This is a genomic window from Bordetella tumulicola, from assembly GCF_054779135.1.
Map to the genome: position 1 here is coordinate 1,357,661 of NZ_BAAGYU010000007.1, position 14,618 is coordinate 1,372,278.

Genomic DNA, 14,618 nt, shown 5'->3' on the forward strand with positions numbered 1-14,618 from the left:
ACCCGTTGCCACTTGCACCTTGCTGCCGCGTTCCGGGGTTTTTTCACCGAACCCCTCATCACCCATAGATTACGCCTTGCCGACGATACGGGCCCCGAGGCAGGTCTTGCCGCCACAGGTGACGGCAAGTATGCGCTCAGCGGGCTCATTGGGTGCGTGCCGGTAACCGGACGGGCGTATTGGCCGGCAGGCTATCCAGTGCGATGTTGAGTTCGAGCACATTCACACGCGGCTGACCCAACACGCCAAGCTGGCGCGATTCGGTGTGCTGCCCGACCAGTTTCACGACCGTCGCAGGACTGATGCCTCGGGCACGTGCCACGCGGTCGATCTGGATGGCTGCGCCCTGCGGACTTACGTGCGGATCGATCCCGGCGCCGGACTGAGTGACCAGGTCGCTGGGGACGACGGACGGCGCCACGCCATCCCTTTGTGCAACGGCAGCCCGGGTCTCATCGAGTCGCTTGCGCATATCGGGGTTGGTGCGCGCCTGGTTGCTGCCCGCCAGCGACATGGCACTATAGCTGGAGGCGGAAGGACGAGGTTGAAAATAGCGATCGCTCGTGAATGGCTGCGCCACTAAAGCGGAGCCGATGACCTTGCCATTAAGTTCGATCAGGCTGCCGTTGGCGGCGTTGGGGAAAAATGCCTGGCCCAACCCTACACCCACGAGCGAATATACGAAACCGAATCCGACGAGGACAATCACCGTCAGCCCCATAGCGGCCCGAAGCACACCCTTGTCGCAAACGCCGGACGCCGCTGACGAAGCCGTGAACACGGTGGGAGTCGTTGAAGTCGTCATGACATTCTCCTTAGACATTGAACAGCGCCGACAGCACGACGTCGATCAGTTTGATGGCGATGAAGGGAAGCAGGATGCCACCCACACCGTAGACCAACATGTTGTTGCGCAGCAGCGCTGTTGCGCTCGCGGGCTTGAAGCGCACACCGCGTAGCGCCAGCGGAATCAGCAACGGAATGATCACGGCGTTGAAGATCAACGCGGATAACACTGCGCTGGTCGGACTGGAAAGGCGCATGACGTTCAGGACGGCCATTTGCGGAATCGCGACCGCGAACAAGGCAGGCAGGATCGCGAAGTACTTTGAGACATCATTGGCCAGCGAAAAGGTGGTCAACGCGCCGCGGGTAATTAGTTGCTGTTTGCCAATCTCGACCACCGCCAACAGCTTGGTCGGGTCGGAATCCAAGTCCACCATGTTGCCGGCCTCTTTGGCCGCCTGTGTGCCGGAGTTCATCGCTAAACCGATATCGGCCTGAGCGAGCGCCGGTGCATCATTGGTGCCGTCGCCCACCATGGCTACAAGTCGCCCGCTCGCTTGCTCGGCGCGAATACGGCCGAGCTTGTCCTCGGGCCGGGCCTCGGCGATATAGTCGTCCACCCCCGCCTCGGCGGCAATACTGGCCGCGGTCAGTTTATTGTCGCCGGTGATCATCACCGTCTTGATTCCCATCTCGCGTAATCGTGCAAAGCGCTCTTTGATGCCGTGTTTAATCACGTCGGACAGTTCGATGACGCCCAGTACGTGGCGACCATCGCTGACCACCAGCGGCGTGGCGCCGGTGCGGGCAACCTGCGTCACGCGAGCTTGCAGTTCGGCGGGAATGTGCCCATCCAGGGATTGCACATGTTGAGCAATCGCATCCAGAGAACCCTTGCGGATCACACGCTCACCCGGTAGGTCCACGCCTGACATGCGAGTCTGGGCCGAGAACGGCACGAAGCGGGCGTTGTCCGGATCCGCGATCTGCTCGCCCTGCTCGCGGGCGAGCTTAACGACGGACTTGCCCTCGGGCGTAGGGTCGGCCAGCGACGCCAGCAGCGCGGCCTGGCGCAATTGGGAAGCATCCGTTGCGGCCAATGCATGAAAGGCAACGGCCTGGCGGTCACCGTAGGTGATAGTGCCGGTCTTGTCCAGCAGCAGCACATCCACGTCGCCCGCGACTTCCACGGCTTTGCCTGACTTGGCCAGCACATTGGCCTTGAGGGCGCGGTTCATACCCGCAATGCCTATGGCCGGCAGCAGGCCCCCGATGGTCGTGGGTATCAGGCAGACGAGCAGCGCGATCAGCAACACGATGTTGACCTCCACGCCCACAAAACCACCGATGAACGGTAATGTCACTACCACGATCGTGAAAGTCAGCGTCATCACCATCAGCAGGATGCCCAACGCAATCTCGTTAGGCGTTTTTTGCCGATTAGAGCCTTCGACCAGCGCGATCATGCGATCGAGAAAACTGTTGCCAGGTTCGGCCGTGATACGCACGACGATGCGGTCCGATAGCACCGTGGTGCCGCCGATGACGCCCGAGCGATCGGTGCCAGCTTCGCGCAGCACCGGGGCGGATTCACCTGTCACGGCCGCTTCGTTGATCGTGGCCAGGCCTTCCACAATCTCGCCATCGGCCGGGATCAATTGCCCCGCTTCGATCAGCACCTGGTCGCCCGCGCGCAAGTCGGACGCCGGAATACTCGTTTCTTTGCCCGACTCGTCGATGCGGCGCGCCATCAAGTTTTTGCGCGCCCGTCGCAGCGATGCCGCCTGGCCTCGACCGCGAGCCTCGGCAACCGCTTCGGCAAAGTTGGCGAACAAGACCGTGATGAACAGAATGACCGTCACCGCCCAACCGAAACCGGGCGTCGCGAAACCCGCCAACGTCGCACCTGCCGTCAGCACCGTACCGGCCCAGACCAGGGCCATCACCGGATTTTTAACGATGTGCTGCGGGGCGAGTTTCACGAATGCGTCGATCAACGCCGGTTTGAGACTAGGCTCGATAGTTTTACCCGAACGATTGAAGCGTTCGTTATCGTTTGTCGTATTCAATTTGGGTTCCTTCAACGTGCCAGTAGCGGCATCAGGGCCAGATGGTCGGCAACGGGGCCAAGGACCAGCACGGGCATGAACTGCAACAGCGTAAGAATGACGACAATGCCAATCAGCGTGATGGCAAAGGTGGGCGTTTCCACCTGCAGGCTGCCCGAACTCTCGGGTGCGCGACGCTTGCGCGCCAGCATGGCGGCAATCGCCAGTGGAATGACCAGCGCGGGATAGCGCCCCGCGGCCAGCACAAAGGCGCAGGTGACGTTCCACCAGAGGGTCGCATCGCCGAGGCCTTCAAAGCCGGAGCCGTTGTTGGCAAAGGCAGAGGTGTATTCATAGAACACCTGGCTGATGCCATGGAACCCGGGGTTGGAATTGCCCGCCAGGCCGGGCACCGCCAGCGTGACGGCGGTAAAGCCCAGGATCACCAATGGCTGCCAGAGCACCAGGACGGCAAGGAGCTTGACTTCCGGTCCCTCGATTTTTCGACCGAACAACTCGGGCGTTCGGCCCGTCATCAACCCCGCGATGAACACACTCAGCAACAGATACACGATGAATTGCTGCAGCCCGCAACCGACACCGCCCCAAATGGCGTTGATCAACATATTGGACATCGCCACCATGCCCGTCAGCGGCGCCGCCGAATCCAGCATCAGGTTGACCGAGCCGTTGTTGACCTGGGTGGTGGCAGCGGCCCACAAAGCGGAGGCATCCGCCCCCAGGCGCACCTCCTTACCCTCCATCAGGGCACTGTCCGACGCGGTGTTGTAAGCCTCCGACCACAGCGACAATCCCATGGAGACCACGGATAGGGTCAACATCGTCCCGAAAACCATGGCGCCGAACTTCTTGCGACCGGTAAAGGCGCCGATCATGAAAATGATCGATACCGGAATGAGGGCGATGGCAAGCAGTTCCAGAAAATTCGATAGCGGCGTCGGGTTTTCCAGGGGAACCGTACTGTTTGGGCCGTACCATCCCCCGCCATTGCTACCCAACTGCTTGATAGCCACCATCGGCGCCACCGGACCGAGCGGGATTTTCTGTTCCTTGAACTCCGCGGGCGCATCGATCGGACTGGCCACGGGGCCCGCCTGCAGCGTGGCCGGCACGCCTTGGGAAGTGAGCAGCACCGACAGAATCAGGCACAGCGGTAACACGAAGCGCAGCGTCGCACGCGTCACATCTGTCCAGTAGTTGCCGACATCGATCGCGACAGTGGAATCACCCGTAACCTGTGACATGCCGGCTTGACGACCACCGAATAAACCACGCAAGGTAGCCGCGACCACCGCCAATCCCATCACGGGCGTGATGACCTGCAGGCCGACGATTCCCGTCATCTGCGAGAAGTAGGAGAGTTGGGCTTGACCAGAATAGTGCTGCTGATTGGTATTCGTCAGAAAGGACACCATCGTGTGCAGCGCCAAGTCCCAACTCATGTTGGGGATGCCGTCCGGATTCAACGGCAGCCAGGCTTGGGTCATGAAAATCACCCAGACCGCCAGCGCAAGCAACAAATTACTCAACAGAAAGGCGCTGGCATAGCCGCGCCAGCTCATGCCGGTCTCAGAGCGAGTGCCCAGCAGCCCATAAATGGGGCGCTCGATCCAGCGAAATAGGAAGTCACTGCGCATGGGTGCGCCGCGCATGACCGCCGCCAGGTAGCGGCCCAGAGGCCACCCCAGGACAATCACCAGCACCAGAAACAATAAGAACTCAATCATGATGGGAAACTCCGTCGACACCTATGTGCCGGATGGGCGTGCGCGGCGCAGCACATCGGCGCCGTGGGTGCCGCCGAGCCTCGCGCTGTTCATATGCCCCAGGGCCAACCGGCCGAGTATTCTTGAAAAGCATGCTTGTTCTTCGCTAATAAATGGCGAAATAGCCATGCTCAAGTATTCAACTAAGTCCCGTAAATTCTCTATTCAAGGAAGGGCTTTTTGCGTAAATTCTGCGTAAATCCCGCAGATCGCGCGGCCAATAACCGCGTCGGCGTGTATTCACTGCAAACCAGCACGAATAGCACCGCCTTGGGACGCAGTGCACGACGACAGTGGTAAAGTTTTCACCTCGAAGGCACGACCATAATCAACCTGAGCCTATACCGATATGACCCGGGCGCTTGATGCCGACCATGGCCACACAGCGGACTTTCCCACATTCGAATCCACGGATTTTGCGGGCGAAGGATCGTTTTATTTCGATTTGGTCAGACTGCAAAGCCGACCGGAGATCCCGCGCGGCTTTCCGCACCGCCACGCCTACTATCACATCTTGTGGATGACGCAGGCTCACGGTACGCACATGCTGGATTTTCAGCATCTCGATGTGCGTGATCGCTCGGTATTTTTCCTGGCGCCGGGACAACTGCACGCCTGGAGTTCGTCGGTGGCGCCGCAAGGCTATGTCTTGAATATCAGCACGGCGTTCTTTACGCATATGTTTCCGCGTGCCGACGATATCGCCAAGTTTCCCTTTTTCCACCCCACCAGCGGCCACCCGGTGCTGTATCTCAGCGCGGAACAACACGACGACATGTTGCCGCTGTTGCAGGCCATGGAGCAGGAAGTGCAAGCACGTCAATTGGGCCGCTATGACGTCGTGCGCTCGTACCTGCTTATCTTGCTGACTCAGTTGCGCCGCTTGTATCCGGTGGATGAACGCACGCTCACCGCCGGCCCCAGCTATTCGCTGGTCAAGCGATTCACCTTGCTGATCGAAGAACGTTATCTGACATTCGGCAGCATCCGCGATTATGCTGATGCCCTGTTTGTCAGCGAACGCCAGCTCAACGAAGCCGTCAAGCGTACGATGGGCCGCACTGCCGGCCAACTGATCCAGGATCGCGTGGTACTCGAGGCCAAGCGCTTGCTGAGCAATACCGAAGCCGGCATTGCCGAGGTCGCCTTTCATCTGAATTTCGAGGATCCGGCCTACTTCACCCGCTTCTTTAAAAAGCACACGTCGCTGACGCCGGGCGAGTTTCGCCGCACCTTTCTCAGCCTGCGCGACTGACGCCGCGAAAAAGTGCAATTCAAGCACTGATCCGTCCTAACGGTCATCTTCCTATCCTGCGTACAGTGTCTTCAAGCCGAATGCCTGCCGCCACGCGGCGTGGCATCCATGACCGCTTACCCACGGCCACCCTCGAATGGCCGGGCACAATCGGAGACATATATGAACCAGACCCTTGCGCGCCTGTTGCGCCCCTTGCTGGCGACGACGCTGGCGATGTCCTGCGGTGTTGCTGCCGCCGCCTTCCCTGAACGACCGCTTCGCATTATCGTCCCGTTCGCGGCCGGTGGCGCCACCGATGTCATTGCCCGGACCGTGGCCGACGAAATGGCCAACAAGCTCGGACAACCCGTTATTGTGGAAAACCGCGCGGGCGCCAACGGCAATATAGGTGCCAGTGCGGCAGCCCGTGCCGATGCGGACGGCTATACGCTACTGATGGCGACGTCCAGTCACGCCATCAATGCCACCCTGTACCGTAACCTGGACTACAGCCTGACCAAAGACCTGACTGGCCTGTCCAACCTGGCGTCCGTTCCCTTGCTGTTGGTGGTCAATACCCAGGTGCCCGCCGGCACCGCCGCCGAGATGTCGGCTTACGTGAAGTCCCAGGGCGACAAAATCGCCTACGCCTCGGGAGGCACCGGAACGGCTGCGCACCTGGCCGGCGCACAATTCAATTCGCTGTCCGATGGACACGCCATCCACGTTCCTTACAAGGGTGGCGCGCTCGCGCTCAATGATCTGATTGGCGGACAGGTCCAGTTCATGTTCGCCAACCTGCCCGAAGTCCTGTCGCAGGTACAGGGGGGACGCCTCAAGCCCATCGCCGTAACGGGCAAACAGCGGCACACCGCACTGCCTGACGTGCCCGCTTTCAGCGAAACGCCCTTCGCTGACATGACGGCGCGCTCGTGGTTTGGTCTGTTCGTGCGCGCCGGCACACCGCCCGATGTCGTCGAACGCCTATCCACCGCCATTACCGAAAGTGTGGCCGCACCCGCCGTGCAAGACAAACTCAAGAGCCTGGGCGCCGATCCCATCGGTGACGGCCATGCCGCGTTCCAACCCTATGTGGAACAGGAAGTGGAGCGCTGGCGCGCGCTGGTAGAAGCCTCTGGCGCTTCGGTCAACTGACGGATAAATAATGAGCGACCATTCCAGACTGCGCACCGGCGGACAACTGATTGTCGATGCCCTGCTTGCACAACATACCGATACGGTCTTCTGCGTGCCGGGCGAGAGCTATCTCGATGTCCTGAACGCGCTGTATTCCCATCAGGACGCGATACGTGTCGTCGCCTGCCGCCACGAAGGCGCCGCCGCCTTCATGGCCGAGGCACACGGAAAACTGACGGGCCGGCCCGGCGTCTGCATGGTGACCCGGGGACCGGGCGCCACGAACGCCAGCATCGGCGTGCACACCGCTTTCCAGGACTCTACGCCGATGATCCTGCTCGTGGGCCAGGTCGGCCGCGATATGATTGAACGCGAGGCCTTTCAGGAAATCGACTATCGGCGCATGTTCGGCCCCTTTGTGAAGTGGGTGGCCCAGATAGACGATGCGGCGCGCGTCCCTGAATTGATGGCCCGCGCATTCGCGGTCGCGCAGTCCGGTCGGCCCGGGCCTGTCGTGCTGGCGTTGCCCGAAGACATGCTGACGGAATCGGCATTCCCGATCGACACCGCGGTGGCCATCGTACCGCAGGCACATCCGGCGCCCGACGCCATGCAACGCCTGCACGCCTGCCTGGCGCAGGCCCAGCGCCCATTACTGCTGCTCGGTGGCACAGGCTGGGATCTGTCCGGGCGCGAAGCCATCACGCAATTTGCCATACGGAACGATCTGCCCGTGGCCTGCGCATTCCGTCGACAAGACCTGTTTGACAACCGTCATTCCCATTACGTCGGCGAGGTTGGCATCGGCGTCAATCCGGCGCTGGCCAATGCCGTGCGCGAGGCCGATGTCCTGATCGCCGTCGGGACGCGGCTGGGAGAAATGGTGACCAGCGGCTATACGCTGCTCGACGTACCTGTGCCGCGTCAGCGGCTCGTCCATGTGCTGACGGCGGCCGAAGAACTGGGCCGCGTCTATCAGGCGGAAGTCCTGGTGCAAAGTGACATGAATGCCTTCGCACAAGCCGCGGCCGCCCTGCCCTCGGTCGACTCGACACCGCGCCGGGCATGGCGCGAGACGTTGCGCGGCAACTACGAACGCTATGTCGTACCGACGCCTCGCGACGCGCGGCTGGACCCGGCCGAGGTCATCGTGACGTTGCGCGATACTCTGGCACCGGATGCGATTCTGACCAATGGCGCTGGCAACTACAGCGCCTGGGCACATCGCTACTACCCATTCTCGCACCCGCACAGCCAGCTTGCTCCCACCAGCGGTGCCATGGGATATGGTGTGCCGGCGGCGATCGCTGCCAAGTTGCATCACCCCAATCGGCAGGTCGTCTGTCTGGCGGGCGATGGCTGTTTTTTGATGACCTCGCAAGAACTGGCTACGGTACGCCGATATGGCCTGGCCATCGTGTTCATCGTCTTCAACAACGGCATGTACGGCACGATCCGCATGCATCAAGAGAACAATTACCCCGGCCGCCCCATCGGAACCGATCTGTGCAACCCGGATTTCGTCATGTACGCGCAATCGTTCGGACTACAGGCCGAACGGGTGAGCCATAGCGCCGGGTTCGCGCCGGCATTGCAGCGCGCGCTGGCCTCATCTGGTGCAACCTTGATAGAGCTTGAAATCGAGCCCGAGATCCTGACGCCGCGCGCCACCTTGAGCGAACTTCGCGAACGCGCGTTGCGCGCCGCCGTGTAAACAACGTGTGCGCCCCCACAGGGCCACCGTAGAAAAGCCGTAACAAGCGGCATATAACCACCACAAAAAAGGAGACAGTAATGCACAAGACCTCAGCTCACCCACTTATCCGTCTGATGCTGACGGCAAGTCTGGCGTTGACATCACTGGCGGGGGCACAGGCCGCCACCACACTCAAGCTAGCCCATTTCGCGGCCGAATCACATCCCGCCCATACCGCCGCGCTGCAACTGAAGAAAAACGTCGAGGCACGCACGAACGGCGACGTATTGATCGAACTGTATCCCGCCAATCAATTAGGTTCGCCGCCCGATCAACTGGAGCAAACCACGATGGGCGTCATTGACATGAATCTGCCCACGCAGGGCGCCCTGGACAAGTACGAGAAAGCCTTCGCGACCGTCATGACGCCGTATGCATTCTCGAGCTACGCCGATGCACACCGGGTGCTGGATGGCCCCTTCTATAATTGGGTCGCGCCGCGCCTCGAGAAAAAGGGTTTGGTGCTGCTGTCGACCTGGGAATACGGTTTTCGCAATGTGACCAATTCGAAGCACCCGATCAATACGCCCGAGGATATGAAAGGCCTGAAGCTGCGGACCCCTCCGGAATTGCAGATCATGGCGGCACTGGAGGCGGCAGGCGCCACAACCACGCAGATCGCTTTTCCGGAACTGGTGGCGGCGCTGAACCAGGGCGTTGTCGACGGCCAGGAGAATCCCATCGGCGTGATCTATCACTTCAAGCTCTACGAAGTGCAGAAAAATCTGGCGCTGACTCAGCATGTCTACAACAGCATGACACACGTGATCAGTCGTTCAAGCTGGGAAAAGCTGACACCTGAGCAACAAACCATCCTGCGTGAAGAAAGCCGATCCGCCGGCCTGCTCATGCGCAAGCTCGTCGCCGAACAAGAATCCGCCGAAATCGCCAAGATCGAGGCCGCGGGCGTGAAGGTCACACGCCCCGACATCGCCAAGTTCCGTGCGCTCATGCAACCCGCCTATGACCGGGTGGCCGACTACGCCGGTCAAGAAAACATGAAGACTTTCCTGGACATGTTGTCGAAATAAGTGCGTCGCGCGGACGGCGCACGCAGCGCCGATCCGCCTCGCCGCAACACAAAGGGAAATCCTATGCAAGCCGTATTCGTCGTGGGCGGCCTCCTGGCCCTCATCATGTTCGGAGTGCCCATCGCGATGGCGCTGGGTGTCACCGCGATCATCAGCTATATGCTGGCAGGCGAGCTACAAGCCCTGACCATGATTGCGCAGCGCATGTACTCTGCCTCATCGGGCTTTACATTGCTGGCCATTCCGTTCTTTATTCTGGCCGGTTCGCTGATGAACACGGGCGGCATCACCGACCGGATATTCCGGTTCGCACATGCCCTCGTTGGCCACTTCACCGGTGGACTGGCGCAGGTCAATGTCGTGGGCAGCCTGATTTTCTCGGGCATGTCGGGCACCGCCGTGGGCGATGCCGCCGGGATGGGTCAGGTCGAGATAAAGGCAATGAACGATGCGGGCTTCGAGCCCAAGTTCTCGGCCGCCGTCACGGCCGCGTCGGCAACGATCGGCCCAGTCTTTCCGCCCAGTGTTCCCATGGTGATCTTCGGTGGCCTGACGGGCGTCTCGGTCGTGCAGCTGTTTATTGCGGGCATCGTACCCGGCCTGTTGTTGACTGCCGCCTTGATGATTGCGATCTGGTTCATCTCGCGGCATCGGCGGTACCCCGTTGAACGCCGCGCCAGTCTGCGTGAATTGCGCGAATCGTTCATGGGCGCGCTGCTTCCCATGCTGGCGCCGGTCATCATCATCGGTGGTCTGGCCAGCGGTTATTTCACGCCCACCGAAGGCGGCGTCATCGCCGTCCTTTATTGCCTGGCACTGGGACTGTTCGTCTACAAAGAATTCCGCGTGTCCGATCTGCCAGGCATCATCTGGACGGCGCTGCAGCACACGCTGCGCGTGCTGTTTATCATCGCCTCGGCCGGCTTCCTGACCTGGTTCCTGGTGCATAAACGCATTCCCGACGCGATGATCCAGGCCATCATGTCCGTGTCGACGGTACCCTGGGAAATCACTGCGCTGGTCGTCCTGGTGTTGATAGCCCTCGGTCTGTTCCTCGAGGGCGTGGCCGTCATCATCATCACGGTACCCATTTTCATGCCCATCATCACCCAGATCGGCATGGATCCAGTTCAGTTCGGCATGTTGATGGTCATGTGTTCGATGATCGGGCTGCTGACACCACCGGTCGGTATTTTGCTGTTTGCGGTCAGCAGTGTGTCGGGGGTCAAAGTGGGAGAGATCGTGGCTGAATTGTGGCCACTGTTGATCGCCATTGCGGCCATCACTCTGATGGTGGCCTATTGGCCCGCCGTCTCACTGTGGCTGCCGAGGACGCTGCTATGAAAGACACGTTGCTCATTCGCCTGGATCGCGCCATCGGCGCGACGCTACGGCTCTTTACCATCGCCTGCCTGGTCAGCCTGACAGTTTTACTGGCTATCAATATCATCGGCCGTGCAACCGGCTGGTTCGGAATCGCCTGGTTTGACGAAGTCGTCACCACGCTTTTTGCCTGGATGGTTTTTATCGGCGCCAGCGCGCTTTGGCGTGAGTGTGATCACTTCACGATCACCTTGCTACCCGACTATCTGGCCGGCAAGTCCGGGCAACGGCTGCATCGACTGATCGTCGCACTGGTGGGACTGCTATTTGCCGGCGTGCTGCTGGTGTATGGCGCCCGCTTCGTTGCCCGCACGGCCGCGACGACGCCCGTACTCGAGTTACCGCAGGCGTGGGCCTATGCCTGCCTGCCGATCGCTGGCCTGCTGATGACGCTATATGCACTACGCGACGTCTGGCTCGCCATTCGGGCCACATCGCCCAAACCAGCCCCAACCGTCACCGAGACACGCCTGCAGTAGCCGGCGCAGATCGATTTCATCCCCCCAACACCGGAGCGTTTCTATGCTTTACGACGTCAGAACCTATACGTGCCATCCCGGCAAGATCAAGAAACACTTGGCGCTATATGCCGAGCACGGCTTTGATGTGCAACGCCGCCATCTGGGCGAACCCCTGGCCTACATGCAGACCGAAACCGGCGACGTCAATAGCTACGTGCACATCTGGGTTTACGAAGACGCCGCCGATCGCGCGCGCAAGCGCGCCGCGCTGCAGTCCGATCCCGAGTGGGCCCAGTACCTGATCCGCAGTGCCGAAGCCGGTTGCCTGTTGGCACAGCGCAATCAACTGATGACGCCGGTGTCTTTCTTTACCCCGAAAGCCTGACCGCGAACGGGCCAGGTCCAAGGCCTGCTACCCGTTCCTTACCTTATCCGCCATACGAGTATCGATCATGCAGAACTACCGTCAACTTTTTGATCTGACCGGCAAGATTGCCGTCGTGCTGGGCGCCGGATCAGGCATCGGCCAAGCATCGGCCCATGCACTGGGTGCACTGGGTGCGCATGTGGTGTGCGCCGATCGCGATGCGCAGGCCGTGCAGGCCACCGCGGAACAAATCGCTCTATCGGGTTCAGCCGAATGGCATACGACAGACGGGGCCAGCGGTGCCGACATTGCCGAGCTGGCCTCGCGCACGCTATCCGCGCACGGCCGGGTCGACATTGCGGTCACCACGCCGGCGCTGAATATCCGCAAACTGATCGTGGACTACACCGAAGATGAATTCGACCAGGTCATGAACCTGAATCTCAAAGGCGCGTTTCGCTTTCTGCGCGCGTTCGGCGCGCCGATGATGAAACAGGGCAGTGGCAGCCTGGTGCTGTGCTCGTCGATGCGCGCAGTCACGATCGAGCCGGGCCTGGGCATCTACGCGGCATCCAAGGCCGGTATTGCCCAGATGATCAAGGGATTCGCCGCCGAAGCCGGCGCCTATGGTGTACGGGTCAACGCCGTCATGCCCGGCGTTATCGAAACACGGCTCACCGCGCCCCTGAAAGAACGCCGCGACATCTACGACACCTACGCATCCCATACCGTGTTCAACCGTTGGGGCCAGGCCTCGGAAGTTGGTTCGGCCGTGGCCTTCCTGGCATCGGACGCGGCCAGCTACATCACCGGCACTTCGCTGGCCGTCGATGGTGGCTGGACAGCGATCGACGGCGCCCCAACGGGGCTGACCGCCACGCGTCCGTCAGAGTAAGAAGGCGGCCTCCTCACGGTGGCGCTTTTAAGTTGCGTGTGCAGCGGCCGATGAGTGTATCGGCCGCACCGCCAACCGTAGTCCCATCGCCTTGAGAATAGCCGTCAGGCTACTCAAGGCGGGATTCCCCTTGGGTGATAGCGTCCGATAAAGCTGTGTCGGGTTCAGGTGTGCCTGTTCCGCCACCATCTGTACGCCGCCGAACGCCTGCGCAAGCTGTCGCAGCACAGTCAGCAACTCCGCCTGATTGTCGTCTTCAAGCACGCCATTGATCACATCGAGAGCAAGGGCCGGATCGCTGCGATACAGCTCGGCCATCGCCTCATCATGTCCCCTGCTTCTCATCGTCATTTCTCCCTTGCCAGTCCTGCCAATAACTCACAGCCCCAATTCAAATAATGATCGTGCTGCTCGTTAGCGGTCAGATAATGTTCAATTCGGTAGGAAGTCATTTTCGTTTATTAACGAATAACAGTCAATCAGATCGAATTACTGGATAGGCTGAAGACCAGGCAGAAGGCTTACTCGCTAAAACCTTACTCGCTAAAACATTACCTACCGCATCGGTGTCGCGACCGCGTTCCGTGTTGATGTTCATGTCGTTGATGCTATCGTCGCCAGGCGAAATACTGGATATTTAGCCAGTTATATAAAAATATCAGACCTGTCCTACGCACTGACAACGATGCCTCTTCGACTCCCGGCGTGGACATGAGAATCCGAACGGATGAGCTCCATCGCTGCGACATCAGTGCTGCCTTCACCCATATACCCCACGGCCCGTGCAGTCACGACAAACGGGGCAGTCGCTGTTAAGCAACTGCCCCGTACGGGCTACCAGATCAAGGGTAATTAATCAGGCATTAATTGGCTGAGGTAGCCGGAGCGGGTTTGGCTTCATCTGCCGCCTTGGCGTCGTGGCGGGCCTGGCGTTGCGCCAGCCGCTCTTGCCGCTTGGCCTTGCGCGCTTCCAATTTGGTTTGGCGCTCTTTGACCCACTCGGTCACTTGCTGATGCTGGGTGCTGTTGAGGCTATCCCAGGCAGCCAGCCATTTGCCGCGGACTTCGGTGGATTGCTCGCGGAATTTTTCGCGGCGAGCGTCTTCGTCGGCGATCAGGGCATGCGGATCGAGCTTGCCGTCCTGGAGCTGTGTCGACAGCAGTTCGTGACGCTTGCCACCATGTTCGCGCATGGCTTTGAACATGTCGGTCTGCGCTTGCTTGGCCTCGTCAAAGGACGCTTGTTGCTTGGCATCGAGCTTAAGCGACTCGACCTGCGTCTTGGACAGCGGGCCTACACCAGGCACAAAAAACCCGTCGCGCATTTCGGCACGGTGATGATAGCCATGCTTGCCACCATGACGATGGCCGTGTTTATCACCATAATGACCATGACGCTCGCCAAGCTTGTCGGTATTTTGTTTAGTCTCAGCCGCAGTCGGTGCGGTTTCGGACGCGGCCATGACGGTACCGGACATGCCGGTAGCGGCAACGATGAAACCCAGGGCAGCCAGAGAGGAACGGATCGCGTATCGGGACATATTGTGAACTCCTGAAAGAGTGGAACGCGAAGCCATTGTCCGGTTTGAGCCGTTACAAGCGAATTTCGGATCGGCGGGGAATATTTCAGTCGATTGCGCGGCAGAGTCGCTTTGGTTTGACATGGCACGCGGCTTTGACAAAACGCCGCGGTCTGGCACCACCCCGCTGTACCGCCCTGCCCGCTAGCG

The 14,618-nt window shown here is 60.3% G+C and carries 13 protein-coding genes; 8 read left to right on the forward strand and 5 right to left on the reverse strand.

Annotated elements, in window-relative coordinates; translation table 11 throughout:
• Positions 1–145 precede the first annotated feature (145 nt).
• From kdpC to kdpA, 3 genes are read right to left on the reverse strand one after another with little or no spacing between them, the layout of a single operon-like run.
• Positions 146–805, reverse strand: coding sequence for a potassium-transporting ATPase subunit KdpC (kdpC, locus tag ACYVDM_RS14570; protein ID WP_415792866.1), 660 nt, complete (start codon positions 803–805; stop codon positions 146–148).
• A gap of 10 nt (positions 806–815) precedes the next feature.
• Complete coding sequence (gene kdpB / locus ACYVDM_RS14575) at positions 816–2,855, reverse strand: potassium-transporting ATPase subunit KdpB (RefSeq protein WP_415792867.1); 2,040 nt, start codon at positions 2,853–2,855, stop codon at positions 816–818.
• Positions 2,856–2,866: 11 nt separating this feature from the next.
• Positions 2,867–4,582 carry a potassium-transporting ATPase subunit KdpA gene (gene kdpA, locus ACYVDM_RS14580; protein WP_415792868.1) on the reverse strand — a complete coding sequence of 572 codons (1,716 nt, stop codon included), beginning with the start codon at positions 4,580–4,582 and terminating at the stop codon, positions 2,867–2,869.
• A gap of 388 nt (positions 4,583–4,970) precedes the next feature.
• Between kdpA and ACYVDM_RS14585 the strand changes: the two genes are divergently transcribed.
• From ACYVDM_RS14585 to ACYVDM_RS14620, 8 genes are all read left to right on the forward strand, one after another.
• Positions 4,971–5,876, forward strand: coding sequence for a helix-turn-helix domain-containing protein (locus ACYVDM_RS14585; protein ID WP_415792869.1), 906 nt, complete (start codon positions 4,971–4,973; stop codon positions 5,874–5,876).
• A gap of 162 nt (positions 5,877–6,038) precedes the next feature.
• On the forward strand, positions 6,039–7,013 hold the full coding sequence (locus tag ACYVDM_RS14590; protein ID WP_415792870.1) for a tripartite tricarboxylate transporter substrate binding protein: 975 nt from the start codon (positions 6,039–6,041) through the stop codon (positions 7,011–7,013).
• Positions 7,014–7,023: 10 nt separating this feature from the next.
• The gene (locus tag ACYVDM_RS14595) at positions 7,024–8,709 is read left to right on the forward strand and encodes a thiamine pyrophosphate-binding protein (protein WP_415792871.1); all 1,686 of its coding nucleotides are present in this window, start codon (positions 7,024–7,026) and stop codon (positions 8,707–8,709) included.
• Between the two features lie 80 nt (positions 8,710–8,789).
• Positions 8,790–9,782 (forward strand): TRAP transporter substrate-binding protein, encoded by a 993-nt coding sequence (locus ACYVDM_RS14600; protein WP_415792872.1) that lies wholly within the window; start codon positions 8,790–8,792, stop codon positions 9,780–9,782.
• A 63-nt stretch (positions 9,783–9,845) separates the two neighbouring features.
• The gene (locus ACYVDM_RS14605) at positions 9,846–11,126 is read left to right on the forward strand and encodes a TRAP transporter large permease (protein ID WP_415792873.1); all 1,281 of its coding nucleotides are present in this window, start codon (positions 9,846–9,848) and stop codon (positions 11,124–11,126) included.
• Positions 11,123–11,644, forward strand: coding sequence for a TRAP transporter small permease (locus tag ACYVDM_RS14610; protein ID WP_415792874.1), 522 nt, complete (start codon positions 11,123–11,125; stop codon positions 11,642–11,644). Before ACYVDM_RS14605 ends, ACYVDM_RS14610 begins: the two co-directional genes overlap by 4 nt.
• Before the next feature lie 43 nt (positions 11,645–11,687).
• Positions 11,688–12,011, forward strand: coding sequence for an NIPSNAP family protein (locus tag ACYVDM_RS14615; protein ID WP_415792876.1), 324 nt, complete (start codon positions 11,688–11,690; stop codon positions 12,009–12,011).
• 67 nt (positions 12,012–12,078) lie between these two features.
• A complete protein-coding gene (locus ACYVDM_RS14620) occupies positions 12,079–12,888 on the forward strand; it encodes an SDR family NAD(P)-dependent oxidoreductase (RefSeq protein ID WP_415792877.1) in 810 nt (269 codons plus the stop codon).
• A 27-nt stretch (positions 12,889–12,915) separates the two neighbouring features.
• Here the strand turns inward: ACYVDM_RS14620 and ACYVDM_RS14625 are convergent, their stop codons facing one another.
• Together ACYVDM_RS14625 and ACYVDM_RS14630 are read right to left on the reverse strand one after the other, a co-directional pair.
• Entirely contained in the window at positions 12,916–13,233 is a 318-nt protein-coding gene (locus ACYVDM_RS14625; protein WP_415792878.1) for a helix-turn-helix domain-containing transcriptional regulator, read from the reverse strand.
• Positions 13,234–13,751: 518 nt separating this feature from the next.
• Positions 13,752–14,429 carry a hypothetical protein gene (locus ACYVDM_RS14630; protein ID WP_415792880.1) on the reverse strand — a complete coding sequence of 226 codons (678 nt, stop codon included), beginning with the start codon at positions 14,427–14,429 and terminating at the stop codon, positions 13,752–13,754.
• Between the last annotated feature and the right edge of the window lie 189 nt (positions 14,430–14,618).

Excerpts from the sequence above, each read along its gene's own strand:
- kdpC (WP_415792866.1), bottom strand. The coding sequence starts at position 805 with ATGACGACTTCAACGACTCCCACCGTGTTCACGGCTTCGTCAGCGGCG.
- kdpA (WP_415792868.1), bottom strand. The coding sequence starts at position 4,582 with ATGATTGAGTTCTTATTGTTTCTGGTGCTGGTGATTGTCCTGGGGTGG.
- ACYVDM_RS14585 (WP_415792869.1), top strand. The coding sequence starts at position 4,971 with ATGACCCGGGCGCTTGATGCCGACCATGGCCACACAGCGGACTTTCCC.
- ACYVDM_RS14590 (WP_415792870.1), top strand. The coding sequence starts at position 6,039 with ATGAACCAGACCCTTGCGCGCCTGTTGCGCCCCTTGCTGGCGACGACG.
- ACYVDM_RS14595 (WP_415792871.1), top strand. The coding sequence starts at position 7,024 with ATGAGCGACCATTCCAGACTGCGCACCGGCGGACAACTGATTGTCGAT.
- ACYVDM_RS14600 (WP_415792872.1), top strand. The coding sequence starts at position 8,790 with ATGCACAAGACCTCAGCTCACCCACTTATCCGTCTGATGCTGACGGCA.
- ACYVDM_RS14605 (WP_415792873.1), top strand. The coding sequence starts at position 9,846 with ATGCAAGCCGTATTCGTCGTGGGCGGCCTCCTGGCCCTCATCATGTTC.
- ACYVDM_RS14610 (WP_415792874.1), top strand. The coding sequence starts at position 11,123 with ATGAAAGACACGTTGCTCATTCGCCTGGATCGCGCCATCGGCGCGACG.
- ACYVDM_RS14615 (WP_415792876.1), top strand. The coding sequence starts at position 11,688 with ATGCTTTACGACGTCAGAACCTATACGTGCCATCCCGGCAAGATCAAG.
- ACYVDM_RS14620 (WP_415792877.1), top strand. The coding sequence starts at position 12,079 with ATGCAGAACTACCGTCAACTTTTTGATCTGACCGGCAAGATTGCCGTC.
- ACYVDM_RS14625 (WP_415792878.1), bottom strand. The coding sequence starts at position 13,233 with ATGAGAAGCAGGGGACATGATGAGGCGATGGCCGAGCTGTATCGCAGC.
- ACYVDM_RS14630 (WP_415792880.1), bottom strand. The coding sequence starts at position 14,429 with ATGTCCCGATACGCGATCCGTTCCTCTCTGGCTGCCCTGGGTTTCATC.